22 protein-coding genes and 1 pseudogene are annotated in these 23,846 nt (G+C 72.1%); 14 read left to right on the plus strand and 9 right to left on the minus strand.

What is annotated here, in order from left to right:
- Position 1: 1 nt before the first annotated feature.
- Together ACYVJ4_RS00515 and ACYVJ4_RS00520 are read left to right on the plus strand one after the other, a co-directional pair.
- Positions 2–1,609 (plus strand): HoxN/HupN/NixA family nickel/cobalt transporter, encoded by a 1,608-nt coding sequence (locus ACYVJ4_RS00515; RefSeq protein WP_460458144.1) that lies wholly within the window; start codon positions 2–4, stop codon positions 1,607–1,609.
- 266 nt (positions 1,610–1,875) lie between these two features.
- The gene (locus ACYVJ4_RS00520; RefSeq protein ID WP_460458145.1) at positions 1,876–2,742 is read left to right on the plus strand and encodes a COG4705 family protein; all 867 of its coding nucleotides are present in this window, start codon (positions 1,876–1,878) and stop codon (positions 2,740–2,742) included.
- A gap of 1 nt (position 2,743) precedes the next feature.
- Here the strand turns inward: ACYVJ4_RS00520 and ACYVJ4_RS00525 are convergent, their stop codons facing one another.
- Positions 2,744–3,535, minus strand: a complete 792-nt coding sequence (locus ACYVJ4_RS00525) for a PIG-L family deacetylase (RefSeq protein WP_460458146.1) — start codon at positions 3,533–3,535, stop codon at positions 2,744–2,746.
- 64 nt (positions 3,536–3,599) lie between these two features.
- On the opposite strand from ACYVJ4_RS00525, the gene ACYVJ4_RS00530 reads away from it, so the two are divergent.
- The 3 genes from ACYVJ4_RS00530 to ACYVJ4_RS00540 are packed head-to-tail and all read left to right on the plus strand — an operon-like array spanning position 3,600 to position 7,149.
- A complete protein-coding gene (locus ACYVJ4_RS00530; RefSeq protein ID WP_460458147.1) occupies positions 3,600–4,664 on the plus strand; it encodes a lysylphosphatidylglycerol synthase domain-containing protein in 1,065 nt (354 codons plus the stop codon).
- On the plus strand, positions 4,661–5,740 hold the full coding sequence (locus tag ACYVJ4_RS00535) for a glycosyltransferase family 4 protein (protein ID WP_460458148.1): 1,080 nt from the start codon (positions 4,661–4,663) through the stop codon (positions 5,738–5,740). The genes ACYVJ4_RS00530 and ACYVJ4_RS00535 overlap by 4 nt, the downstream gene beginning before the upstream one ends.
- Before the next feature lie 5 nt (positions 5,741–5,745).
- Entirely contained in the window at positions 5,746–7,149 is a 1,404-nt protein-coding gene (locus ACYVJ4_RS00540; protein WP_460458149.1) for a sensor histidine kinase, read from the plus strand.
- Here the strand turns inward: ACYVJ4_RS00540 and ACYVJ4_RS00545 are convergent.
- Positions 7,127–7,819 carry a phosphatase PAP2 family protein gene (locus ACYVJ4_RS00545; RefSeq protein ID WP_460458150.1) on the minus strand — a complete coding sequence of 231 codons (693 nt, stop codon included), beginning with the start codon at positions 7,817–7,819 and terminating at the stop codon, positions 7,127–7,129. The genes ACYVJ4_RS00540 and ACYVJ4_RS00545 overlap by 23 nt on opposite strands.
- The gene (locus ACYVJ4_RS00550; RefSeq protein WP_460458151.1) at positions 7,816–8,493 is read right to left on the minus strand and encodes a response regulator transcription factor; all 678 of its coding nucleotides are present in this window, start codon (positions 8,491–8,493) and stop codon (positions 7,816–7,818) included. Before ACYVJ4_RS00550 ends, ACYVJ4_RS00545 begins: the two co-directional genes overlap by 4 nt.
- Positions 8,494–8,647: 154 nt before the next feature.
- On the opposite strand from ACYVJ4_RS00550, the gene ACYVJ4_RS00555 reads away from it, so the two are divergent.
- The 3 genes from ACYVJ4_RS00555 (at position 8,648) to mobF (ending at position 13,244) form a co-directional block, all read left to right on the plus strand.
- On the plus strand, positions 8,648–9,529 hold the full coding sequence (locus ACYVJ4_RS00555; RefSeq protein WP_460458152.1) for a ZIP family metal transporter: 882 nt from the start codon (positions 8,648–8,650) through the stop codon (positions 9,527–9,529).
- A gap of 246 nt (positions 9,530–9,775) precedes the next feature.
- Entirely contained in the window at positions 9,776–10,117 is a 342-nt protein-coding gene (locus tag ACYVJ4_RS00560) for an ANTAR domain-containing protein (RefSeq protein ID WP_460458153.1), read from the plus strand.
- 313 nt (positions 10,118–10,430) lie between these two features.
- The gene (mobF, locus tag ACYVJ4_RS00565) at positions 10,431–13,244 is read left to right on the plus strand and encodes a MobF family relaxase (RefSeq protein ID WP_460458154.1); all 2,814 of its coding nucleotides are present in this window, start codon (positions 10,431–10,433) and stop codon (positions 13,242–13,244) included.
- Positions 13,245–13,601: 357 nt separating this feature from the next.
- Here the strand turns inward: mobF and ACYVJ4_RS00570 are convergent, their stop codons facing one another.
- Positions 13,602–13,985 carry a hypothetical protein gene (locus ACYVJ4_RS00570; protein WP_460458155.1) on the minus strand — a complete coding sequence of 128 codons (384 nt, stop codon included), beginning with the start codon at positions 13,983–13,985 and terminating at the stop codon, positions 13,602–13,604.
- Between the two features lie 302 nt (positions 13,986–14,287).
- On the opposite strand from ACYVJ4_RS00570, the gene ACYVJ4_RS00575 reads away from it, so the two are divergent.
- Positions 14,288–14,656 (plus strand): hypothetical protein, encoded by a 369-nt coding sequence (locus ACYVJ4_RS00575; RefSeq protein WP_460458156.1) that lies wholly within the window; start codon positions 14,288–14,290, stop codon positions 14,654–14,656.
- Positions 14,657–14,850: 194 nt separating this feature from the next.
- Here ACYVJ4_RS00575 and ACYVJ4_RS00580 read toward each other — a convergent pair whose 3' ends face one another.
- Positions 14,851–15,291, minus strand: coding sequence for a MarR family winged helix-turn-helix transcriptional regulator (locus ACYVJ4_RS00580; protein ID WP_460458157.1), 441 nt, complete (start codon positions 15,289–15,291; stop codon positions 14,851–14,853).
- A gap of 163 nt (positions 15,292–15,454) precedes the next feature.
- Here ACYVJ4_RS00580 and ACYVJ4_RS00585 point away from each other — a divergent pair, with 163 nt between their 5' ends.
- From ACYVJ4_RS00585 to ACYVJ4_RS00600, 4 genes and pseudogenes are all read left to right on the plus strand, one after another.
- On the plus strand, positions 15,455–15,805 hold the full coding sequence (locus tag ACYVJ4_RS00585) for a rhodanese-like domain-containing protein (RefSeq protein ID WP_460458158.1): 351 nt from the start codon (positions 15,455–15,457) through the stop codon (positions 15,803–15,805).
- A 42-nt stretch (positions 15,806–15,847) separates the two neighbouring features.
- On the plus strand, positions 15,848–16,423 hold the full coding sequence (locus tag ACYVJ4_RS00590) for a YceI family protein (protein ID WP_460458159.1): 576 nt from the start codon (positions 15,848–15,850) through the stop codon (positions 16,421–16,423).
- A gap of 295 nt (positions 16,424–16,718) precedes the next feature.
- Positions 16,719–17,141: pseudogene (locus tag ACYVJ4_RS00595) on the plus strand (BREX system ATP-binding domain-containing protein); the annotation flags it as partial.
- Between the two features lie 354 nt (positions 17,142–17,495).
- Entirely contained in the window at positions 17,496–19,652 is a 2,157-nt protein-coding gene (locus ACYVJ4_RS00600) for a helix-turn-helix transcriptional regulator (protein WP_460458253.1), read from the plus strand.
- Between the two features lie 95 nt (positions 19,653–19,747).
- Here ACYVJ4_RS00600 and ACYVJ4_RS00605 read toward each other — a convergent pair whose 3' ends face one another.
- The 4 genes from ACYVJ4_RS00605 to ACYVJ4_RS00620 all read right to left on the minus strand — a co-directional run bounded on the left by ACYVJ4_RS00605 (position 19,748) and on the right by ACYVJ4_RS00620 (position 23,452).
- Positions 19,748–20,125: a hypothetical protein gene (locus ACYVJ4_RS00605; protein ID WP_460458160.1), complete on the minus strand. Its 378-nt coding sequence runs from the start codon at positions 20,123–20,125 to the stop codon at positions 19,748–19,750.
- A 346-nt stretch (positions 20,126–20,471) separates the two neighbouring features.
- Complete coding sequence (locus ACYVJ4_RS00610; protein ID WP_460458161.1) at positions 20,472–21,995, minus strand: MFS transporter; 1,524 nt, start codon at positions 21,993–21,995, stop codon at positions 20,472–20,474.
- A 290-nt stretch (positions 21,996–22,285) separates the two neighbouring features.
- The gene (locus tag ACYVJ4_RS00615) at positions 22,286–22,939 is read right to left on the minus strand and encodes a DJ-1/PfpI family protein (RefSeq protein ID WP_460458254.1); all 654 of its coding nucleotides are present in this window, start codon (positions 22,937–22,939) and stop codon (positions 22,286–22,288) included.
- A 72-nt stretch (positions 22,940–23,011) separates the two neighbouring features.
- Positions 23,012–23,452: a hypothetical protein gene (locus ACYVJ4_RS00620; protein WP_460458162.1), complete on the minus strand. Its 441-nt coding sequence runs from the start codon at positions 23,450–23,452 to the stop codon at positions 23,012–23,014.
- Positions 23,453–23,455: 3 nt separating this feature from the next.
- On the opposite strand from ACYVJ4_RS00620, the gene ACYVJ4_RS00625 reads away from it, so the two are divergent.
- Positions 23,456–23,845: a heavy-metal-associated domain-containing protein gene (locus ACYVJ4_RS00625; protein ID WP_460458163.1), complete on the plus strand. Its 390-nt coding sequence runs from the start codon at positions 23,456–23,458 to the stop codon at positions 23,843–23,845.
- Position 23,846: the final 1 nt, after the last annotated feature.

Consider the following 23,846-nt stretch of genomic DNA (forward strand, 5'->3'; position numbering starts at 1 on the left):
CGTGCGACGGTCCCTCGCGCGCGCCGTCGTCTCGGCAGCGATCGCGCTCGTCGGCTGCGGCACGGCGGCGCTGGTCACCGCCCCCGCGGCGTCCGCGCACCCCCTGGGCAACTTCACCGTCAGCTACGCCAGCGCGCTGCACGTCGAGCCCGACGCCGTCCGCGTGGACGTCGTCGTCGACCGGGCCGAGATCCCCACCCTGCAGGCGTTCCCGGACGCCGCACCCGGCCGGCAGCCCGTCGGCGCGGACGCCTGGCGGACCGAGCAGTGCGCACAGCTCGCGACGGGGGCACGCCTGTCCGTCGGCGGGCAGTCCGTCCCGCTGGCCGTCTCGAGCTCGCGGCTGGAGGTCGTCGCCGGCGCAGCCGGCCTGGCGACCACCCGGCTCGAGTGCGCCCTGCGCAGCGCCGAGGTCCAGACGGTCGGCCGCGCGCTGTCGTACGCCGCGCCGCCGACCGGCGCCCGCGTCGGCTGGCACGAGGTCACCGCCGTGGGCGACGGCACCCGCCTCGCCACCAGCGACGTCCCCGCCACGTCGGTGTCGCAGCAGCTGCGCGCCTACCCGGCGGACCTGCTGACCTCGCCGCTCGACCAGCGGTCGGCGCGCCTGCAGGTCGAGCGCGGCGACGGTGCGGTGGCGGGCGACCGGTCGAGCTCGCCGCTGGCCGCGGGGCCGCTGCGCGGTCTCGACCGCTTCACGACCGCCTACACCGACCTCGTGTCACGCACGCACCTCACGCCCGCGTTCGCGCTGCTCGCGATCGTGCTGTCGCTGGTCCTCGGCGCGGCGCACGCGTTCGCGCCCGGGCACGGCAAGACCTTGATGGCCGCCTACCTGGTCAGCCGTGAGGGGACCTGGCGGCAGGCCGCCACGATCGGCGTCTCGGTGACGATCACCCACACGCTGGGGGTGCTGCTGCTCGGCGCGGCCCTCAGCGGTGCCGCGCTCGCCGCCCCGGAACGCGTGTACCCCTGGCTCGGGCTGGTCAGCGGGCTGCTCCTGGCGGGCATCGGCGTCACGCTGCTGCGCGCCGCGCGCCGCGGTCACACCCATGGCCCGGGCGGCCACACGCACGGACCCGGCGGCCACACCCACGAGCCTGTGGCCGTGGCCCGCACGCTGGTCGCGGTCGGGGGCTCGCCGGCGGCACCGGCCCACTCGCACGACCACGCGCACGACCACGCGCACGACCACTCGCACGACCACTCCCACTCGCACGACCACGCTCACGCCGCACCGCGTCCCGCCGTCCGCGGACGACGCGGGACCCTGCGGCTCGCGGCCGTCGGCCTGGCGGGCGGCCTCGTGCCCAGCCCGTCGGCGCTGCTGGTGCTGCTGGGAGGGATCGCCCTCGGCCGAGCCTGGTTCGGGGCGGTCCTGGTGCTCTTCTACGGCATCGGCATGGCCTCGGCCCTGGTCGGCACCGGGCTGCTGCTGGTGCTCGCCCGCGACCGCTTCGAGCGGTGGAGCGCGGGCCGTGCCGGCCGCTCGGCGCTGCCCGGTCAGCACGCCGCGATGATGCTCGCGAGGGCGCTCCCGGTGCTGACCGCGGTCGCGGTGACGGGGCTGGGTCTGCTCGTCGTCGCCCGTTCTGCCCTGACGGTCTGAGGACGTCGGCCCCGCGCGGGGAGGCGGTAGCGCGGGTCTGCCGCCGAGAGGACCCGGCGCGGCTCGTCACCACAGGTGGCGGGCGACCACGACGAGGGTCAACCATGCGCCTGCGCACGCCAGCAGCAAGCGGTCGCGCGCGAGGGCTTCCGGTGGTTCTCCGTCTCCCCATCTCGCCGACCGCGAAGACGACGAGCACGGCCAGAGCCCCGTCGACCGTCCCTGTTCAGTCGACGTTCAGGTGGACGTCCCTACGGTCGCCGCCCATGACACCGAACTCCCCTGCCCTGCCGCGCCGTTCGCCGCGCGAGATGCTCAACAAGGTCCCCGAGGTGACCGTCTGGTTCTGGGTGATCAAGGTGCTCGCGACGACGGTCGGCGAGACCGCGGCCGACTACCTGAACGTGACGCTCGGCCTCGGCCTGACGCTGACGACGATCGTGATGGGCGTCGCACTGGTCGCCGTCCTGGTGTGGCAGTTCCGTGCCACGCGGTACGTGCCGTCGACCTACTGGCTGGCCGTCGTGCTGATCAGCATCGTGGGCACGTTGTTCACCGACAACCTCGTGGACGGGCTGGGCGTTCCCCTGCAGGTGACGACGCTCGCGTTCGCCATCGCCCTGGCCGTCACCTTCACCGTCTGGTACCGCAGCGAGCGGACGTTGTCGATCCACTCCATCACCACGACGCGGCGGGAGTCCTTCTACTGGCTGGCGATCCTGTTCACGTTCGCGCTGGGCACCGCAGCGGGCGACCTGCTGGCCGAGGGCCTGGGCATCGGGTACTTCCCGTCCGTGGTCCTGTTCGCCGTGTGCATCGCGATGGTCGCGGGGGCGCACTACGGGCTCAAGCTCGGCGCCGTGCTGTCGTTCTGGATCGCCTACGTCCTCACGCGACCCCTCGGCGCATCGCTCGGTGACTTCCTGTCGCAGGCCAAGGGCGACGGGGGTCTCGGCCTCGGCACGGTCGTGACGAGCGCCATCTTCCTCGTCACGATCCTCGTCGTCGTTGTCTACCTGACCCGCAGCCGCCGCGACGTCATCGAGCTGCACGAGCCCGGGTCCACGTGGTCGGCGAGCGATGACGACGACCTCGACGGTCTGGACGAGCGGGACCGCGGCCGGATCGGCTGAGTCAACCGTCCTGGAGCAGGGTGCTCGACCGCGTTCCGGGTCGCGCCGGGTCGACGAACCACTCGTGCCCGGCGACGGCCCGGAACAGCGGTGCGGGCAGGCGCAGCAGCAGGGCGAGCGTTCGCGGGCCGACGTCCGACGCGGCCTGGCTGGCGTGGGCTGCCATGGCCGCCCGCTTGGCCGCGAGGTGAGGGCGGACGTCGACGACGTGCGTGATGTCGGCGCGGGGGCTGAAGGCCTGGGCGAAGGCACCCGGGTCCACCTGGTCCAGGAGGCCCGGTACCCGCGCCGCCACCCGGACGGCGCGGTGCAGCCGCTCCCGGGGTGCCGTGGCCTGCAGCACGACCGGCGTCCCGGCCCGGGCGGCGGCGAACGCCCCGACGCGGTGCACCTGCTGGTGGTCGGGGTGCCCGTACCCACCCGCCGGGTCGTAGGTCGTCAGGACTTCGGGCGACTCCTGCGCCAGGACCGCCAGCAGTCCTGACGCCGCACGCTCGAGCGGCAGCCGGCTGAAGACCTGCCCGTCGCGCGCCGATCCCTTCCAGCCCGAGTCGGGCAGGCCGAGCCGTACCACCCGCGCGCACCCGAGCGCCGCGGCTGCGCGGTCCAGCTCGGCCGCCCGTCGTCGTCCGAGGTCCTGCGCGTCGGCGGCGGTGGCCAGCCCGACCTCCCCGTCGGTGGCGACGACGAGCACGACCCGATGTCCTTGTGCCGCAGCGCCCGCGAGGCTCCCGCCCGTGAGCAGGGCCTCGTCGTCCGGGTGCGCGTGGAAGGACACGATCGTGCGCGGCATGCCGGCGAGCATGCCAGGAGCCGCGTTCAGGTGACGTTCAGCCGTGGACCCGGACCATGCCGGGGTGACGACCACCAGGCCGGCGCAGGAGACTGCGACCGCTCGGCGCGTCCGGCCACGGGGGTGGTGGGTTGCGGCCCCGCTCGTCGCCGGCCTTTGCGTGCTCCTCCTGCTCGCCGTCCCCTCCGCCAGCGGCGCGACGTGGTCGGCGGTCGGTCATGAGCTCCACGCCCTGGACCTGCCCTGGCTGGCAGCGCTCGTCGCCGTCTGGTGGGCCGGCCTGTGGGCGCACAGCGCGGTGCTCACCGCGTCGCTCCCCGGTCTGAGCTCGCGCCGGGCCATCGGCCTCAACCTGGCCGGCAGCGCGATCGGCAACGCCGTGCCGCTCGGAGGCGCGCTGAGCCTGGGGCTCACCTCGACCATGGTGCGGTCGTGGGGCTTCGCGCCCGGCGCGCTCGGCGCCTTCTTGACGGTGAGCACGGCGTGCAACCTGCTCGCACGCGTGGCGGTCGGCGCGGCGGGGCTGGCCTGGGCCGCCGTCGCCCTGCCGGGCGTGACGGGCGCCCGGTCCGTCAGCTGGTTGACGGTGGTGACCGTCACCCTGCTCGGCATCGGCGTGCTGGCTGCGGCCCGCGAGCGCCTGGCAGCGCGGTGCGCGGCGTCCGTCGCACGGGTGGTCGCTCGCGTGCGCCCCGGCCGAGGGCGTGATCCACGTGCAGCGGCGGTGGCGGCGGTGCGCCTGAGGCGTCAGGTGATCCGCACCGTCGCCCGGTCGTGGCACCGGCTCAGCCTGGGGATGGTCGGCTACCTGTTTCTGCTGGCCGTCCTCCTGTGGTGCTCCCTGCGGGCTCTCGGCGCACCGCTGCCGTGGACGGCGGTGCTGGCAGCTGTCGCCCTCGAGCGGCTGGTGACCGCGGTACCAATCACGCCGGGCGGAGCTGGGGTGGCCGAGCTCGTGCTGACCAGCTGCCTGGCGCTGGCCGGGGCGGCGGCAGCCGACGCCGCGGCGGCCGCCCTCGTGTACCGCGCCTTCACCTTCTTCCTCGAGATCCCGCTGGGGCTGGCCGTCACCGGCGCCTGGGGCTGGGGCCGCTGGCGTGGCCGGCACCTGGCGGGAGCGGCGGCGTGAGGGTCCTGCACGTCAGCGACGTGTACCTGCCACGGCTCGGCGGCATCGAGCGGCAGGTCGCCGATCTCGCTGCGCAGCAACGACTCCGGGGCGACGACGTGCACGTGCTCACCTCGACGGACGGCGCGGCCGCGCACCCGGACGTGACCCGATCCCCGTTCGCCGACGCCCGGGTGTCGCGCGTGATCGACACGCTGTGCCCGGACGTCGTCCACTGCCACTCCTCGGTGGTGTCACCGCTCGCGTGGTCGGCGGCACGGCAGGCCGCGGCCTCCGACCTGCCCACCGTGGTGACCATGCACTCGGTGGCCCAGCGCACCTGGCCGGTGACGAACGGACTGCGCGCGGTCGCCGCGCTCGTCGGGCCGGGCGTGACGTGGACGGCGGTCAGCCGGGTCGCGGCCGACGCCCTCGTGCACGCGATCGGCCGACCGGTTCGCGTCCTGCCCAACGGTGTGGATCCCACCGCGTGGCAGCGCGCCGACGTCGGGGTGCGCGACGTCCTGACCGTCGCGTCGGTCATGCGTCTGGCCGCCCGGAAGCGCCCGATGGCCTTCGTCGACGTCCTCGAGCTCGTCGACCAGCAGCTGGCCGGGAGGGTGCCGTGGCGCGCCGTGATCGCCGGCTCCGGCCCGCAGACGGACGCCGTGGCGCGGGAGGTGCGACGGCGCGGGCTGCAGGACGTCGTGCTGCTCGCCGGACGGCTGGACCGGCCGTCCGTCGCGGACCTGCTGGCGTCGGCTGATCTGTACGTCGCCCCGGCGCTGATGGAGTCGTTCGGCATCGCCGCGCTGGAGGCGCGGTGCGCCGGGCTCCCGGTCGTCGGTTACCGCGGCGCGGGCGTCGCCGAGTTCGTCGAGCCGGGGGTGCACGGCGAGCTGGTGGCCGACGACGCGGAGATGGCCTGCGTCGTCGCGGACCTGCTGGGCGACCGGCTGCGGTTGCGCCACCTGGCCACCGGCGCCCGCCGCCCGGTGCCGCAGTCGTGGGACGCCGTGGTCGCGCGGTGCGCAGAGCTCTACGAGCTCGCCGCCTGCCAGACTGCGACGAGCAGGCCTGCCACCGCCGTCACGTGAGGACCATGTCTGAGCCAACGCGCCCCAGGCGTCACCCCGCCCTGCGCGGGGTTCGCGGGCGGTCGACGGCGGCAGCGGTGCTGGTCGTCGCCGTCGCGCTGGTGGCCGGGGCGACGGCCTTCGTCGTCCTGCTGCAGCGCAACCTGCTCACGACGGTGCAGTCGGCGGCGGTCGCGCGCGCCGACGAGATCGCCACCCTGGTCCGCGAGGAGGGCTTGGCCGGTCTGGACGAGCAGGTCGACGCCACGACCCGCACAGGCCAGCTCCTGCAGGTGGTCGACCCCACGGGCACGGTCGTGTCGGCGTCCAGCCCGCGGGCGTCGTCCGAGCCCCTGACCCGCACGGCGGCAGCACCCGGCCAGGTCGTGGAGGTACGAGCGAGCCGGCTGCCGCTCCTCGACGAGGACGACCCCTACCTGCTGGTCGTCGCCGGCACGGCCTCCGGCGGCAAGGACTACCGCGTCGTCGTCGCCACCCCCATCGGCGCTCAGCAGCAGTCGGTGCAGACGGCGTTGTCGCTGCTGCTGGTCGGGGCTCCGCTGCTGCTCCTTCTCGTGGGGGCGGCCACCTGGGTGCTGGTCGGGCGCACGCTGCGTCCGGTCGAGCGCATCCGGCGACGGGTCAGCGAGATCGGCGGGTCGAACGTCGCCCAGCGGATCCCGGTGCCGACCTCGGACGACGAGATCGCGCGGTTGGCCGCCACGATGAACGAGATGCTCGAGCGGCTCGACCACGCCTACAGCACCCAGCGCCGCTTCGTCGCTGATGCGAGCCACGAGCTGCGCAGCCCGCTGTCGACGCTGGCGGCGTCGGTCGAGCTGGCCCGCAACGACCCGACGTCCGACAGCTGGCGGGAGCTGTCGCCGGTGATCGACAACGAGATCGCGCGCATGACGCGGCTGGTCTCCGACCTGTTGCTGCTCGCCCGGGCCGACGAGCACAGCGTGCACCTCGAGCTCGAGGACGTCGACCTCGACGACGTGGTCGAGGCCGAGGCACGTCGGCTGCGCGCTGTCGGGGGCCTGGAGATCCGACGCGACGTCGAACCCGTGCGGGTGCTCGGTGACACCGCCCGGCTCACCCAGGTCGTCACCAACCTGGTGGACAACGCGGCTCGCCACGCGACGTCCGAGGTCGCACTCTCCCTCGCCGCCGAGGACGGTGCCACCGGGCCCCAGGCCGTGCTGCTCGTGGACGACGACGGCCCCGGCATCCCCGAGGCCGACCGGCAACGCGTGCTCGAGCGGTTCGTGCGGCTGGACGACAGCCGCAACCGCGGCAGCGGGGGCACCGGCCTCGGGCTCGCGATCGTCGACGAGGTGGTGAAGGCACACGGCGGCTCGGTGCGCGTCACGACGGCCCCGACCGGCGGCTGCCGGGTGGAGGTCAGGCTGCCCGCACAGCCCTGATCCACGCGCGACCGGCGAGGAGCAGGCAGATCCAGCCCAGCGCCACCACCCACCCGCCCAGCACGTCGGTCATCCAGTGGAAGCCGAGGTACGCCCGGCTGACCCCGACCGCGAGGGCGGCGAGAACCGCGACGGCCAGCACGACCGTCCGCCTCGCCCGGCTCGCCCGAGCCAGCTCCTCGCGGAACAGCCAGCAGAGCAGAGCCACCAGGACGGCGGAGTTCAGGGTGTGGCCGGACGGGAAGGACAGGTCGTGCTCGGCGGCGCCCAGCATGTCGGCCACGGGCGGTCGCTGGCGGCCCACGAACGTCTTCAGCCCGTACGTCAGCGCACCGCTGCCCCCCAGCACCACGGCAGCGGTGGCCAACGGCACGCCCGACCGACGGCGCCAGGAGAGCGCACCCGCCACGACGACCGCGATCACGAGGATCACGAGGGTCGAGCCCAGGGACGTCACGAGGTGTGCGACCTGCGTCAGAACCGCGGATCGCGTCTGCACCAACGCCTCGCGCACCGACGGGTCGAAGGCCGACAGGTCGCCGCGCTCGCGCACGCCGTCGACCAGACCGGCGAACGCCACGAAGCAGGCGACCGCGCCGGCCAGGGGCAGGAGCCACGGCTGGCGCCCCGCCCGCTGCGCCGCGGGGGACGGCTCGTACCGGGTGGTCATCCGCCGTCCTCCTCCAACCGGTAGCCGGCACCGCGCACCGTCTCGATGGCCTTCCGCCCGAACGGGACGTCGATCTTGCGGCGCAGGTACCGGATGTACACCTCGACGATGTTGGGATCCCCGTCGAACGCCGGGTCCCACACGGCGTCCAGGATCTGCCCCTTGGTCACGACGTCACCGCGGCGGTGCATGAGGAACTCCAGCAGCCCGTACTCCTTCGGCGTCAGGTGCAGGACGCTGCCGCCGCGCTCGACCCGACGCCGTGCCGGGTCCAGCGTGAGGTCGCCGGCGGCGAGCACCACGGGCCGCTCCGGTGCGCCGCGACGGATCAGGGCGCGCAGCCGGGCGATGAGCACCACGAAGCTGAACGGCTTGGTCAGGTAGTCGTCCGCCCCGAGGTCGAAGGCGTCGCTCTGGTCGTAGACGCCGTCCTTGGCGGTGAGCATCAGGATCGGCGTCCAGTTGCCCTTCTCCCGCAACGCCCGGACGACGTCGTACCCGTTCAGCTTCGGGATCATGATGTCGAGCACCATGACGTCGTAGTCGTTCTCCGTCGCGGCCCACACGGCTTCCTCGCCGTCGTGGACGACGTCGACGACGAAGCCGTCCTTGCTCAGCCCGCGACGGATCGTCTCGGCCAGCCCCGGCTCGTCCTCCACGACCAGCAGTCGCACGCCACCCTCCATCCGCCGCACCTCGTGCGGCTCGCGGGTCGAGCATGTGCCCTCGCGCTGAGAGTCACCTGAAGACAGATCCACCCACCGGCTGGACGACGCGCCCTGCAGCGGGTCAGGATAGGCAACCCTAAGAGACCTCGGAGGAACAGCCTTGACCGGTTCGCAGATCGCGCTTCTCGGCGCGCTCGCAGGCTTCACCATCTTCCTCGGCCTGCCGGTCGGACGCCTCCGCCAGCCCGCGCCTCGCCTCAAGTCGGCGCTCAACGGCGTGGCGATCGGCGTGCTCGTCTTCCTGCTCTGGGACATCCTGACCCACGCCTGGGAGCCGACGGACGCGGCGCTCGCCGAGCACCGCTGGGGCGCCGCGTCGTCCGGAGGCCTCGTGCTGGCGGTCGGCCTGACCGTCGGCATGGTGGGCCTGGTCACGTACGACTCGGTCACCGCCCGACGACGGCAGGCGCGCTCTGCCGCGGTCGCCGTGCCCGAGCTCGTGGGGTCGACGACGGGCGGCGGTCGCGGGGGCGCTGCGAGCGCAGGTACCACCGGCCCCGACGGTCGGCCGAGCCCGGCCCCGACGACGCCGGCCGATCTCGCGCTGATGATCGCCGTGGGCATCGGGCTGCACAACTTCGCCGAGGGCTTGGCCATCGGCAACTCCGCCGCTGGTGGCGAGCTCTCGCTGGCGCTGCTGCTGGTCATCGGCTTCGCCTTGCACAACGCCACCGAGGGGTTCGGCATCGTCGCTCCGCTCACCGGCGCTTCGGCACGGCCGTCCTGGTCCCGTCTCGGCTTGCTGGGGCTCATCGGCGGCGGCCCGACGTTCCTCGGCACCCTCATCGGCCAGCAGGTCGTCAACGACACGCTCTCGATCGCGTTCCTCGGGCTGGCCGCCGGGTCCGTGCTCTACGTCGTGATCGAGCTGCTCGCGGTGGCCCGTCGCACCGGGCTGAAGTCCCTGACCACCTGGGCCGTTCTGGGCGGCCTCGCTCTGGGGTTCATCACGGACGGGGTCCTCATCGCCGCGGGCGCCTGACGCCCCGGGGGCTGGGGAAGATCGACGTGCGCGCGCGGCCGAGCGGGTGGAGAGTGGGACTGCGGCACCGAACCTGACGCTGCGGCGCTCGAGGGGCGCGTCCAGCAGAGCGGCTCGCACTCTCGACGTCGACCTCCGGCGGCAGCCACCGGTTCCCCGGTGCGCCCGGGATGTCTAGAATCCAGTCTCGTACCGGGACGATCTTGAGCAGCCAGGGCGTCTCATCGCGTGGCGCGAGGGATGGCTGTGAGCGACGAGTACCACTGGATGGACCTGGCCGAAGAGGCAGGCCAGTTGCGCGAGGCGATGGCCCACCGGGCGCCGATCGAGCAGGCCAAGGGTGCCATCGCGACCCGGCGCCAGTGCACCACGGACGAGGCCTTCGCCGTCCTGCGCAAGGCGTCCAACGACCACAACGTCAAGCTGCATGAGCTGGCCGTCGCGGTCGTCGAGCTGTTCTCGGACTACCGGGCGGCCCGCCACGAGCACGATGCGTCGCCGGCGATGAGCGCGGCCATCGACACCTGGTGGGCTGCCCTTCGCGCTGAGGGTGGCCGTCCGAGCGAAGCGGACTCGCCCGTCTCGTAAAGGTCGTCGCTCGGCACGCGCGCCCCACGTCGCGGCTGAGCACGAATCAGCAGAGCCGGCAGCGGGACTTGAACCCGCAACCTTCCGATTACAAGTCGCGTCTCCCCCATGCTGGACCGTCCGGCGTAGCGCGGCCGTGTGCCGATTCGTGCTCGACCAAGGACTTCGGCGTCCGCCCCGGGACGGCCCGTGGCCTCCTGTCTGGCCTCGTCCGTGAACATCGTGTGGACCTCGGCATCCATCCGCGGCGGCCGAAGGCACTTCGGCAGCGGTCACGCAGCGTGATCGCCGCCGGGGCGGGTGGCCGCTCGTGATGACGGTGCACAAGCTGTCCGCTGGTGACGGCTACACCTATCTGACCCGTCAGGTGGCGTCGGCCGACCAGGCCCGGGATGGGCAGGCTCTGGCGGACTACTACGCCGAGTCGGGCACACCGCCCGGACGGTGGATGGGCGCCGGCGCCCGACAGGCGGAGATCTGCGGCGCCGTCAGCGTGGAGCAGATGCGTGCGCTGTTCGGTCGTGGCGAGCACCCCACGACCGAGGTGCCCCTGGGAGCTAGCTTCCCGACGGCCACCGCGGCCCGGAAGCCGGTTGCTGGCTACGACTTGGTGTTCAGCCCGGTCAAGTCGGTGTCGCTGCTGTGGGCGCTGGGCGAGGACGACGTCCGGCGGGCGGTCGAGCAGGCGCACCACGCGGCGGTGGCAGACGTCCTGTCCTGGTTGGAGCAGCACGCAGCGTTCACCCGGGTCGGGCGAGGAGGACGGTTCCAGGTCGACACCTACGGGTTGGTCGCCGCAGCGTTCGACCACTTCGAGTCCCGGGCCGGTGACCCGGACCTGCACACGCACGTCGCCGTCGCGAACAAGGTGCGGGCGCGCCTCGACCGACCGGACGGCACCCCTCGGTGGCTGTCCCTGGATGGCAAGGCGCTCTATGCGGTCGGCGTCGCCGCATCGGAGCGGTACAACACCCGGCTCGAGGACGAGATGCGCTCACGGCTGCCGGTGCGCTTCGAGCCGCGGCTGGACGGTCGCCACGACCGCCCGGTGCGAGAGGTCGCCGGCATCCCCCTCGAGCTGGTCGATCAGTTCTCGACCCGGCGACGCAACATCACCGCGGCGTTGGGCGAGCTCGAGCAGCGCTACCGCCGCTCGCACGGCCGAGAGCCGTCTCGGGCCGTGCGGCTACGACTGGCGCAGGAGGCGACGCTTTCGACCCGCGACGCCAAGTCGACCGGCGCGCCGCTACACGACCTGCGTCGTCGGTGGTGGCGAGAGGCGCGGCTGGCCATCGGCGAGGAGGGCGTGACCGAAGCGATGCTGGCCGCGGTCGCGTCCCGGCCTCGCCAGGACGTGTCGCCGCCGGTCGACGTCGCGCTCTACGTCGAGGCGGTGCTGGCGACGCTGCGCGAGAGCCGGTCCTCCTGGACGCGGTGGAACCTGCTCGCCGAGGTCGAACGTCAGGTCCGCCCAGCGGCGGTCAGCGGCTCCGACGAGCGTCAGCGCCTGGTCGACACCGTCGTCGATCGATGCCGCACCCACACCGACACCATCTCGGTCGACGCGCCAGCCGGTGCGGCGGAGGACCTGTATCGCTTGTGCGGCGTCGAGACGGCTGCCGACCTGCCGGACACCGCTCGACGAGCCGACGGCACCCCGGTCAGCACCGCCCACGGCACCGAGCGCTACACCAGCCGGACACTGCTGAACGCCGAGCTGGACCTGCTGGACGCAGCGACCGCGTCGCATGGCGCGCCGATCGATCAGCGCACGTTCGACGCCGCGGTAGCGACCGCTCAGAACCACGAGCGAAGCAGCAGTGCCGAGCAGGTTCGCGCGGCACAGCACCTGTGCCTCAGCCCCCACGTCCTCACCTGCCTGGTAGGCCCGGCCGGTGCAGGCAAGACCACGACGCTCAAGCTGGCAACCGCCGCCTGGCAGCGCGCGGGTCGGCGAGTGATCGCCCTAGCCCCGTCCTCGGCCGCCGCCCAGGTCCTCGCCGACGAGCTGGCCGTGCCAGCCGACAACATCCACAAGTGGCTGCACGACATCGCGGTCGGCCGGGCCGATCCTCTGCGCCGCGGGGACGTCGTCCTGATCGACGAGGCCGGCATGGCCGGGACCATGCGCCTCGCCACCATCACCGACGCCGCCCGGTCAGCCGGCGCCACCGTCCGGCTCATCGGCGACCCGCATCAGCTCGCGGCGGTTGAAGCAGGCGGCGCGTTCCGCCTCCTCACCACCTCCAGTCCGACGGCCGAACTCAGGGCACTGCACCGCTTCACCACGACCGAAGAGGCCAACGCCACGACCGCCGTGCGTGATGGCGACGCCCGAGCGGCCAAGTTCTACGCCGATGCGGGCCGCCTTGACGCCGGCAGCAGTGACGCGATGACGGAAGCCGCGTTCAGCGCCTGGCGCACCGACGTGGCGAAGGGCCTGCACAGCCTGCTGCTCACAACGGACCGCGAACAGGCCCGGTCGTTGAACGAGCGCGCGCAGCTCGCCCGACGCCTCCACTCCACGACCGCCGGTGCGCTCACCGTCGGCCTGCATGACGGCACCCAAGCCTCGGCCGGCGACTGGATCGTCACCCGAGCCAACGCCCGGATGCTGCAGACGGATTGCGGGCGAGACTTCGTCAAGAACGGCGATGGGTGGCTCGTGCGACACGTCGCTACCGACGGATCGCTGATGGTCCAGAGACGTTCGTCGCAGTCGGTGGTCCGGCTGCCCTCGCACTATGTCGCCAAGCGCGTGGAGCTGGGCTACGCCGTGACCGTCCACCGAGCTCAAGGACTCACCTGCGAGACCGCGCACGCGAGCATCACCACAGGGACCGGGCGCGAAGCCCTCTACGTGGCCGTAAGCCGCGCCCGACAGCGCAGTCACCTGTACCTGGTCCGCGACGTCGACAGCGACACACCGCATGCATCTGTGACCCGCACACCAACTCCATCACCCGCTGAGTCGCTGGCGGCCTGCATCACTCGCTCGGACGCCGAGCCGTCAGCGCTGGAAACGGTGAGACGACCCACGACCGGTGATTCCTATGGCCCTACGGGTGTAGCGGCTGCCCCTCACACTCAGCCCGCCCGCCAGCGCCAGCCAGCGCTTCGCTGGTGATGCGTTCTGGCTTCCGCCGCCCGGTCGGAGCCTTCCTCATCTGCCGAGTTGAGGCCGTCTTACGGCTGCGGAAATCTGGGCTGCGGGGCCGGGCAATTCACCCAGAATGACGCGACGGCTGCTCCCCTGCAGGGGGCGCTCAGCGCGACTAGAAGCTCGGGACACGCTGCGCTGCCGGCAGGAGTGCCGAGGAGTTGCGCAAGTGGTGGGCTCGAGACTGGGTGAGCCACGCGGTTATGGCTAGGCGTTGCCCTGGAACTGGCGCGGCAGTGCGAGCCCAGAGGTCCTCGACGCCACTCTCGATGCGCCTGCCGCACCTCTCGCTCAGCCCGGTTATCGCCTATCGGCGCATCGGAACTAGGACGCGTCGATCCGGAAGTGCTTGCCGTCCTCAGAGGACAGGGCATTCCCGCGATCCATCACGAACGGAATCTCCGAATCCGAAAACTTCGCCATCGCAGCAGGGAACTGCGCGTTCGTCTCCTCCACTAGTTCAACTAGGCGCTTACTCACTCGCTCGACGTCGTCCGGCGCGCACAGAGCGAACCCCGCCCCCTGCCAGTCGATGATCTCGTCGGCCTCAGCGCCATGGATGAAAGCCACCCGCCACACCCTGGCAGCGGGTTGGTCAATGACAGGCGAAACCGCGCGCATTCCATGGTGTCCCGGGACGTACTCGCCGATATCTGGTGGCAGCGCATGGACATGGGTGGCGCCAAGCGAATCAGTCACGTCCGGCATCTTGGCAGACCATCGGCGTCCCGCGGTGGCTATCGCTTCAGCAGGACCCGGCAGGCGTGCAGGGGGATTGCATCCGGGCTCGCAGGGCCCACGCTCTGCCGATAAGGCAACTGCGCGAGCCGAGCCAGTCGGTGCCGAAGTAACCGCCGGAGTGTGGGCCGACAGGGCGATCGGCGGGTGTCCGCATATGCCGCACTGATGGAGCAGTCGTGCCGATGAAAGACGAACCCTGGATGGTGGACGAACGGCGGACGCGAGTGTGGCTCGAGTGCAGCTCGCCTGGCACTGCGACACTTCCCGTCGTGACCGTCGCAGCCGCAGTCCTTGCCAGCCTCGTCCTCTTTGCGATCTCCGGCGTGCAGATCGCTGCAGCGTCGGGACGACCTATAGGCCGCTTCGTTTGGGGCGGACAGCATGAGGTGCTCCCTCACAGGTTGCGTATTGGCAGCGCCGTCTCGGTGGTGCTGTATGCCCTCATGGCGGCCGCGCTCATCGCTCGAGCCACGGGGCGGGAGGGGGCGCTCGGCGTCATCGCGTGGGTGCTCTTCGGCTACTTCGCGTTGGGTACCGTCATGAACGCTGTATCGCGGAGCCGCTCAGAACGAACGGCAATGACGCCCGCGTGCGCCGTCCTAGCCGGGTGCTCCTTGATGGTGGCATTGGGCTCCTGACGGAGGCCACGAGCAGCGCCGACCCGCGCTACCAGAGGGCAGCAAGGTCCTGATCTGCCGCGCTGATGCCTAGCTTCGGCGACGCCGATCGGTGAGGCTGCACACGCGCTGGCCTTGAGCGATCTCGGCGACCAAGGCGATCTGACCGCGGTGACCGCCACCGGATCGAGGGGCAAGCGGAGAGCCGCGCGACGCTACGACTCCTCGCTGGCCAGCACCTTGCTCAGGGCCTTGGCCATCACGGCAATCTCTCTTTCGGACAAGTGCGCGAGGAAGTGTTCCTCGACAGCTGCCAGGTAGAACGGCGCGGCCCGTCGCAGCCGCTTGCGCCCCTCGTCGGTGATGGCAGCGAAGGACGAGCGCCGGTCGTCCGGGTTGGGCTGGCGTTGCACCAGGCCGGCGACCTCGAGCTCGGAGACCACCCGGCTGACCCGCTCGCGGCTGACCACGGCGCGGCGTCCCAGTTCCGACATCGTCAGTCGGCGGTCAGGCGCCGCATTGGTCACCAGCAGCACGTCGTACCAGGTCAGCGGAAGTCCAGTCGGTTGCAGAGCCCGTTCCAGCCGGGGCATGACCGCGGCGTGCGTGCGCAGGAGGCCAGCCCAAGCCGCTACCCGGTCGTCGTTGCGAGGCATGGACGAAGAGTAGCGCAAAGTGCGTGCTGGCGCACGCAGTTGCCCCCTCTGCGCGCCAACGGGACGCACTACGAAGTGTGCGTGCGCACTGACTTGACAAGGGCCGCGCAGGCATGTGCATTATGTGCGTGCACACACACTTGCCGACCCATAGGAGAACACCATGAGCGCCGTCATCACCCGGCAGGAGCTCGAGGAGCTCGTCACCGCCGGCTCCGTCGTCCTCGTCGACGCCCTGCCCGACTCGTACTACGCGCAGCAGCACCTTCCAGGCGCTGTGAACCTGGTCGAGTCCGACGTGAACGCCCTGGCCGCCGACGTGCTGCCGGACAAGGCCGCCCCCATCGTCACCTACTGCTCGAACGCCGCCTGCCGGAACAGCCAGGCAGTGGCCAACCGCCTCGAGCAACTCGGCTACACCAACGTCCGCAAGTACGTCGAGGGCATCCAGGACTGGGTCGAGGCGGGTAACGCCACCGAGTCGGCCACCAAGTCCGCCGCCCCTTCCGCCTGACCTTCCAGCTCTGTCCAACCAACCCATCCGAAGGAGCACCCCATGAGCGCCCACATCGCCACCCGCACCGTGGCCGGCAACGTCCTGCCGGCGACGGGGGTCTGGAACATCGACCCCGGCCACACCGACGTCTCGTTCATCGGCCGCCACTTCATGGTCACCAAGGTCCGCGGCCGCTTCACCGGCGTCACCGGCTCGGTAGTCATCGCCGACCCCATCCCCAGCTCCAGCGTCGAGGTCACCATCGACATGGCGACCGTCGAGTCCGGCAGCGACGCGCGCGACGAGCACATCAAGTCCGCGGAGCTGTTCGACGTGGCGAACTTCCCGCTGGCCACGTTCAAGAGCACCAGCGTGGAGTGGGTGGCTACCTCAGGGGTCATCCACGGTGACCTGACCATCCACGGGGTGACCCGCAACGTGCCGCTGCACGTCTCCTTCGAGGGCCACGTGCGCGACCCCTGGGGCGGCGACCGAGCCATCTTCTCGGCCAGAACGACGGTCAACCGCGAGGATTTCGGCATCACCTGGAACATGGCCGTCGCGGCCGGTGGCGTCCTGGTCTCCAAGGAAATCAAGATCGAGATCGACCTGGAGACGGTGCTGGCGACCAGCTGACCCGTGGCAGCTGCTGCCAGAGCCACCCCGGCCACCGCAAACGGTGCTGAGCCGGACTGAGGCGGGCCCCTTCCGGGCCTCGCCTCGGTCTGGCCTTGCGCTCAGCCCCGACGGCCCCCGCGTCGCCCAGGAACAGTTGAGCACCAGCTCCGATCGCGTAAGCCCCGTTCAGGCTGCCCGACGCGTGCCGCTTCTCCCTGGTCAGTCGCCACGGTCGCCGGGTCTCTGGCCCCCTCGCCCCCGAGAGTTCGCGAGAGACCTGCTGCGCGTGTGATGCGCGCAGTAGCGTCACGACGTGCTATTCGGTCGCGAGCGAGAGCTGTCCCTGCTCGAGGGGCTGCTAGAACGCGCCCGCGGCGGGCAGGCCGCAGCCGTCGTTATTCGAGGTGAGGCGGGAGTCGGCAAGTCCGCGCTGCTCAACGCGGTCTCCGCCGCCGCCTCCGCGGCCGGGATGAGCGTCCTGCGCGCCCAAGGTCTGGAGTCGGAGTCGCCGTTGGCCTTCGCCGGGCTGCACCAGCTCTTGCTACCGCTGGCCAGGCGCGTCGAGCAGCTGCCGGCCCCACAGGCCCGCGCGCTGCGCGTCGCCTTTGGCGAGCAGGAAGGACCAGCCGTCGACCCGTTCCTCGTCGCCCTGGCCACGCTCGGCCTGCTCACCGACGCCGCCGAGTCCCGACCTCTGGTTGCGGTGGTCGACGACGCCCAGTGGTTGGACGACGCCAGCGGAGCCGCGCTGCTCTTCGCGGCGCGGCGCCTGCAGGCCGATCCCGTCGCCCTGGTGTTCGGGGCACGCGACGGCGACGACCGCACATTCACGGCCGAGGGGCTGGACGACCTGGCCCTGACCGGACTGGACGAGGCGTCCAGCCGTGCCCTGCTGGCTGCGCGTGCCGGCGGTTCGCTGCCGGAGGAGGTCGTCGCCTCGCTCGTGGCCCAGACCGGCGGCAACGCGCTGGCACTCGTCGAGCTGCCCACCGAGCTGACGGCGGACCAGCTCGCCGGGACGGTCGGGCCGCCGGGCCAGCTGCACCTCACCGACCGGGTGCAACGGGTCTTCCTTCGACGATGCCGGGGCATGACGCAGGACGTGCAGACGCTGCTGCTCGTCGCGGCCGCTGACGACACCGGCAGCCTGGCGGTCGTGGAGCAGGCGGCGGCAGTGCTCGGTGTTGGTGACGGCGCAGTGCAGCAAGCCGAGCAGGCACAGCTGTTGGAGACGGACCGCGACCAGCTGCGAGTGCGTCACCCACTGGTGCGTTCGGCGATGTACCAGGCCGCGACCGGCCACGAACGTCGCCGCGCGCACCGCGCCCTGGCGGCGGCGCTTGCCACACGTGACGCCGGCGCCTCCACCGCCTCGCCGGCTTCCACCGACGCCGCCGGCTCCGGCGACTCCCGCGACTCCGCCGACTCGGGCCTGGCTGACCGTCGCACGTGGCACCTCGCCGCCGCCGCCGAAGGCCCGGACCCCGACGTGGCTGCCGCGCTGGAGCGGATAGGCGCCCGGGCAGAGCGTGCTGGCGCAGCGGCCGCCGCGGCCGCCGCGTACGAACGGGCGGCCGAGCTCACCACGGACCAGCAGGAGCAGGGTCGCCGCACGTTCGCTGCAGCCCGCAGCGCTTGGGGAGCCGGGCAGTCAGCCCGCGCAGCGCTCCTGGCCGACCGGGCCAAGGCCTTGGCGGACGACCGGCTGCTGCGCGCCGACATCGACCGGCTGCGGGCTCGTATCGAGGTGAACGTCGGTTCGGCGGCGACCGCTCATCACATCTTCATCAGCGCCGCTCGAGCCGTGTCGACCGACGACCCGGTCCGCGCGCTGGAGATGCGCGTGGCCGCCACCCTCACCCACCAGTACAACGCCGCCGTCCCTCACGACATCGACGACATCGACGAAGTCAGGTCCAGCGACCAGGCGCCAGCAGGGACCGAGCACCCGGCCCGCTGGCAGTCCGACCAGGCGCTCCCGGACGACCCCAGAACCCGCTGCCTGCGTGACCTGCTGGCTGCGACCGCAGCCGACACCGCGCACCACTGGGCCGACGCCCTTCCCCTGCTGTCACGAGCCGTCGAGGCGACCGCCGCCGTCGAGGACCCCGACGTCCTGGCCAACGTGGGCAACGCGGCACTGCACCTGGGTGACGACGAGGGGCATCGCCGATGCTTCACCCGCATGCTCGCCGGTGCCCGGGACCGAGGCGCCGTGATGTCGGTCCTGTACGCGTTGCCACGCCTGGCGTACGCGGACCTGCTCAGCGGCGACTGGGACCGTGTCCGCGATGCCGCCGAAGAGGCCATCTCGCTGGCCGGCGCCGCGGGCCAGCGCTCGCTGACCGCCACCCCGCTGGCCTGGTTGACCCTCCTCGCCGCCGTGCGCGGCGAGGAGCGGTACGAGGATCTACGGACCGCGTTGGACGAAGCCCAGCGCCAGCCGTTGGGCGTCCTGACCGACCCCGTCCGCGACATGTCCCGCTGGGCGGCCGGCGTCCACGCGGCCAACGCCGGCGACAGCGCCCAGGCGCTGCACCACTTCAGCCAGATGCGGGTCACGACCATCGCCCGGATGGCGGCCCTGGACCGGTTCGACGCCGCTGTCCGCTGCGACGAGGGACGACTGGCCAAGCAATGGGTCGAGGACCTCGCCGAGTTCGCCGACGCCACCGGCTGGCCCTGGGCGCTGGCGGCCGTCGCTGGTGGCCGGGCGCTGCTCGCAGACCCGGCGCACGCACCTGGCTTGTTCGCGACCGCGCTCCTCCACCACGAGAACGCCGCCAGACCGTACGAGCTGGCTCGTACCCACCTCGCGTACGGGGAGGTCCTGAGACGTTCTCAGCGTCGGGTGGACTCACGTACTCACCTGCGCGCCGCTGCGGTCCTGCTCGACGAGCTCGGTGCGGCACCCCTCGCGGACCGCGCCGCCCAAGAACTCCGCGCGTCCGGCGCGACGGCCCGCAAGCGTGATCCATCCACGCTCACCGCGCTGACGCCGATGGAGCTGCAGGTCGTGGGGCTGGTGGCGCAGGGCATGTCGAACAAGGACGTCGGCGCTCAGCTGTGGATCTCGCCCCGGACCGTCGCGTTCCACCTACGTGGGGCCTTCGCCAAGCTCGGTGTGAGCTCGCGGGGCGCGCTCAGCCAGCTGGACCTGCCGAACCCGGACGGCACCGCATCCCGGCCGTCCAGGGCGTCCGGGGAGGCCTCGGTCGACGTCCGAGGCGCGGCGAGCTGTGACTGAACGACCTCCAACGGTGAACCGACAGCCACGTGCGAACCCATCAGCCCAATCCCGCCGGCGCCGCTGTCACAATTTTCCGGCGACCGGGTGAGCCCTCAGCTGTGGAACGAGACGCCGGCCACGATGGCGAGGGTCAGTCCTGCCGCGACGACGACGTCGACGACCGCGCAGAAAGGCGGCCACCACCGGGTGTGAGCCACGAAGTGCGTGCGGTACTGCACCCAGTCCTTCACCCCGTGGCCAGCCAGGCCGGCCACCAGCCACCACGGCGACCCGGTGACGCCTACTGCGGCGACGACGACGAACGCTGCGGCGACGACGCACTCGACGACGACGACGTGCCCGCGCCCGTCGGCGACGCTGAACCCGATGTAGACCGCCGCGATGACCGCCAGCTCCAAGGCGTAGACCGTCGCGGCCGGCAGCCACCAGAGCGGCAATGGCGACACGAGCTGCACCGCTCCCACCGCCACCCCGAAGAGGAGCGGAGCGCTTAGGGCTCCGAGCCACTGCGCGCCGGTGAAGGTCGGGTCGCCATGCCTTGGTGCGCTCGAGTCGACGTCAGCCGCAACGCCCTCCTGCTCGGCTGGCTGTGTCGACGGCTGGGACCTATGGGCTCCAAGAGTGTGCATGACGGTCTCTTCTCGTGAGCTGTCTGGGGCGGCTGGGCCAGCGTGACGGCTGGCGGTTCCGCTCGGAAGGCGTGTGATCAACCCACGCCATGAACCCCACGGCTCCTGCGCCCTCGACCTCCAATCGAGACCGGAAGTCACGACTGGAGGTCGAAGGCGAAGGGCAAGCGGGATGCCCAGCGGTGGGTCAGTGGTGCATGTGCCCGACGGCGCCGGTGATGCGGGTCGCGGGCATCCGCCAGACCGCCACCGCGGCGACGAGGATGGCGATGACCGCGGCGGCGAGCAGACCGCGCGAGAAGCCGGCCGTCGCGCCGGTGGCCGTGGTCAGCGAACCGGCGGTCGTCGCGACCGCGGACAGGACCGCCACCCCCAGGGCTGCACCGACCTCGTGGCCGGTCATCAGGAACCCGGACGCCAATCCGGCGTGCTGCGGGGGGATGCCGGCCATCGCGGTGACCGACACCGGGACGAAGACGATGCCGACGCCCAGGCCGAGGACGACCAGCCACGGCATCACGCCGCCGGCGTAGGTGCTGGCGGCGTCAGCGGTGGACAGGCCGACCGCCCCGGCGGCGGCCAGGACGAGGCCGACGGCGGCCAGGGCCCGCGGGGAGGCGTGCGCGATGCCGTGGCGGGCGACGACGGTGCCGGCGGTGATGGCGAGCGCGAACGGCAGGAACGCCATGCCGGCCCGCAGCGCGGAGAAGCCCAGGACGGTCTGCAGGTAGATGGAGGTCAGGAAGACCGCGCCGACCAGGATGGCCGTCACGCCGAGCATCACGGCGGTGCCGGAGACCAGGGTGCCGACCTTCCACGTGTGCGGCGGGACCAGCGGGGTCGTCGTGCGCAGCTCGAGGAAGGCGAAGGCGGTGAACAGGGCCGCGCTGACCGCGAACGCACCCAGGACGGTCGGTGAGGTCCAGCCGTACCGCTGGGTCGAGCCGAGGGCATAGACCACGGCGACGAGCCCACCGATGACGGCGACAGCTCCGGGCACGTCGAACCGGCGCAGGGAGAAGCCCGAGGTCGACCCGGTGCGCGGGATGGCCTTGAGCCCGACCACGAGGGCGCCGGCGCCTACCGGTCCGTTGATGAAGAAGATGGTCTGCCACCCGGCCCAGGTGGTCAGCGCGCCGCCGAGCAGGACGCCGGCGGCGACGCCGAGGCTGCCGACGGCGCCCCACATGGCCAGTCCGGTGCGGCGCTGAGCGCCGGAGTACGTCGTGGTGATGATGGACAGGGCGGCCGGGGTGAGCAGCGCGGCAGCCAGCCCCTGGGTCGCGCGGGTCGCTGTGAGCTGGCCGGCGCTCCCGGCGAACCCGCTGAGGATGGACGCGCCGGTGAACAGGGCGAGCCCGACCAGGAAGACGACCTTGCGGGACATCAGGTCGGCGATGCGGCCGCCGAGCAGTAGGCCACCGCCGGACATCATCAGGTAGGCCGTCACCAGCCACTGCAGGTCCGAACCGCTCAGGTGCAGGTCGGCGCCGATGGACGGCAGGGCGGTGTTGACGACCGAGATGTCCAGGACGACGAGGACCTGCGCGGCCAGGGCGATGGCCAGGACCGCCCACGAACGCCGCGGGCCGTCGTTGCCGTGACCGGCGGTGACGTCACCGGCGCCGTGCGCGTGCGGTGCGTGGTGCTCGGTCGTCGACGGGCTGGGCGTGTGCCCAGCCGGGTCGCCTTGCGCGTGGGTGGTGCTCATGACGGTCTCCTCGAGGTCAGCGGACGGTGTCGCGCAGTGCGCGTGCCGCCATCCGTGGGGGCTTCGACCGGGTGGTGCGGACTGCTCGGCCGTGGTGGCAACGGTGCGCCGCAACGGCTGCGCTCACCCCGGTCAGATGACCGGCATCCACCTGGTCATGGGCCTGCCTGGGTGGCGAGCGGTTCAGGTGACGGCGGATGACGGCGCCGGCGCGATGCGGCCAAGGCGCGAGCGAGCGCCTCGGCGACCACTCCACGTGGTTGGCCGAGGCGCCGGGTCGCGGCGGACGGTCAGTCGCCAGCCGTTCGGGGGTACGGGCCGTGGTCGTACTGGATGTAACGCTGCACCTCGCGGGCGCGGTCGGCGTCGACCAGCCTCTCGACCAGGTAAAGCGCCATGTCGATGCCGGCCGAGACCCCGGCCGAGGTGATGACCTCACCGTTGTCGACCCAACGGGCGTCCGGGTCGATGCGAGTGCTCGGGTCGAGAGCTGCGAGCTCGCCAACGGCCGCCCAGTGCGTCGCCGCCGGACGGTTCGCCAGCATCCCGGCAGCGGCGTACACCAGGCTTCCGGTGCACACGCTAGCCATCAGCGGCACGGCGGCGCGCTGGCCGCGGACCCAGTCCAGGTGGGCGGAGTCGGTCAACATCCTTCGGGTGCCGACGCCGCCGGGGTGGATGAGCACGTCCAGCCTGGGCGCGTCCGCGAAGCTGTGGTGGGCTCCCACCACCAACCCCTTGGCGCCCCTCACAGCGGCCCCGTCGGCGGACAAGCAGGAGACGGCCCATCCGTCGCCGGGGTGGAACTTCGTCCACGCCGACAGCACCTCCCAAGGGCCGACCGCGTCCAGCTCCTCGACGTCGTCGAACAAGACGATGCCGATGTGCCGTAGCGGGCCCTCTGGCTGCACGTCAGGGCGCAATGGGTGGTGCGAGTGCCGCATGATCATCATGTCTCCCGGAGCTGTCGTGACTGTACGAGCAGGGTCACGCCTCGGCTGGGGAACTCGCCCCGGTCAGATGGCCTGGTCACGGCCGGCGGCCGGTCCCTGCCAATGACTCGCCGCGAGCAGCTGGTGGAAGTCCAGGAGGTCGTCGAGCGTGAGCGGCGGGCCGGTGGGCGGGCGCTCCGGGTGCAGCGGTCGGCGGGTCGCGACGGCGGCTGACGGGTCAGTCGCCTCACGAGCGTCGCTAGCGTCGGTGGTGTCGCTCGGGTCGGTGATGTCGGCGGCCTCGAGGAGGGCGGCACCGGCGCAGACCAGCCGGGGCAGGGTCGCCCACTCGACTGGCACGTCGACGAGCCCGTCGCAGCCGGCGCAGATCCAGGTGACGGCCGCGGCGCAGGGGTGGTCCTCGGTCAGGTGGTCGGTCAGGTCGTCGGCGTCAACCATGAGTGCGGGTGCGGGGACGTCGTCGTAGGCCCGGCAGGTGGGGCATTGGATGCGGACGATGGTCATGGCGTGCTCCTTTCGCTGGTCCCACCGTCTGCGCCGGTGCTGTACCGCTGCTGTTCGGCGCCTGTCTTTCCGGACCTGAGCCCAACCGCCGTCGCGCTGGCATCGCGACAGAAAGTGGACAGCCGCGACGGCGACCGTTGGGGTGTCCCCCAGATCGAGGAGTCCTGTGCTGTGAGCGTCGTCGAGATGGACGTACCTGGCATGACGTGCCGGCACTGCGTGCGCGCCGTGACCGCGCGGCTGCGCGACCTACCCGGTGTGATCGCCGTCGAGGCCGACGCCGTGACCGCGCGGTTGGTCGTCCACGGTGACGTCACGGCCGCTGAGGTGACCGCTGCCTTGGCGGATGTCCCCCTGACAGACAGGCACGCGGCGCACCAGCAACGGCCATAGC

This window comes from Angustibacter peucedani, assembly GCF_054779595.1.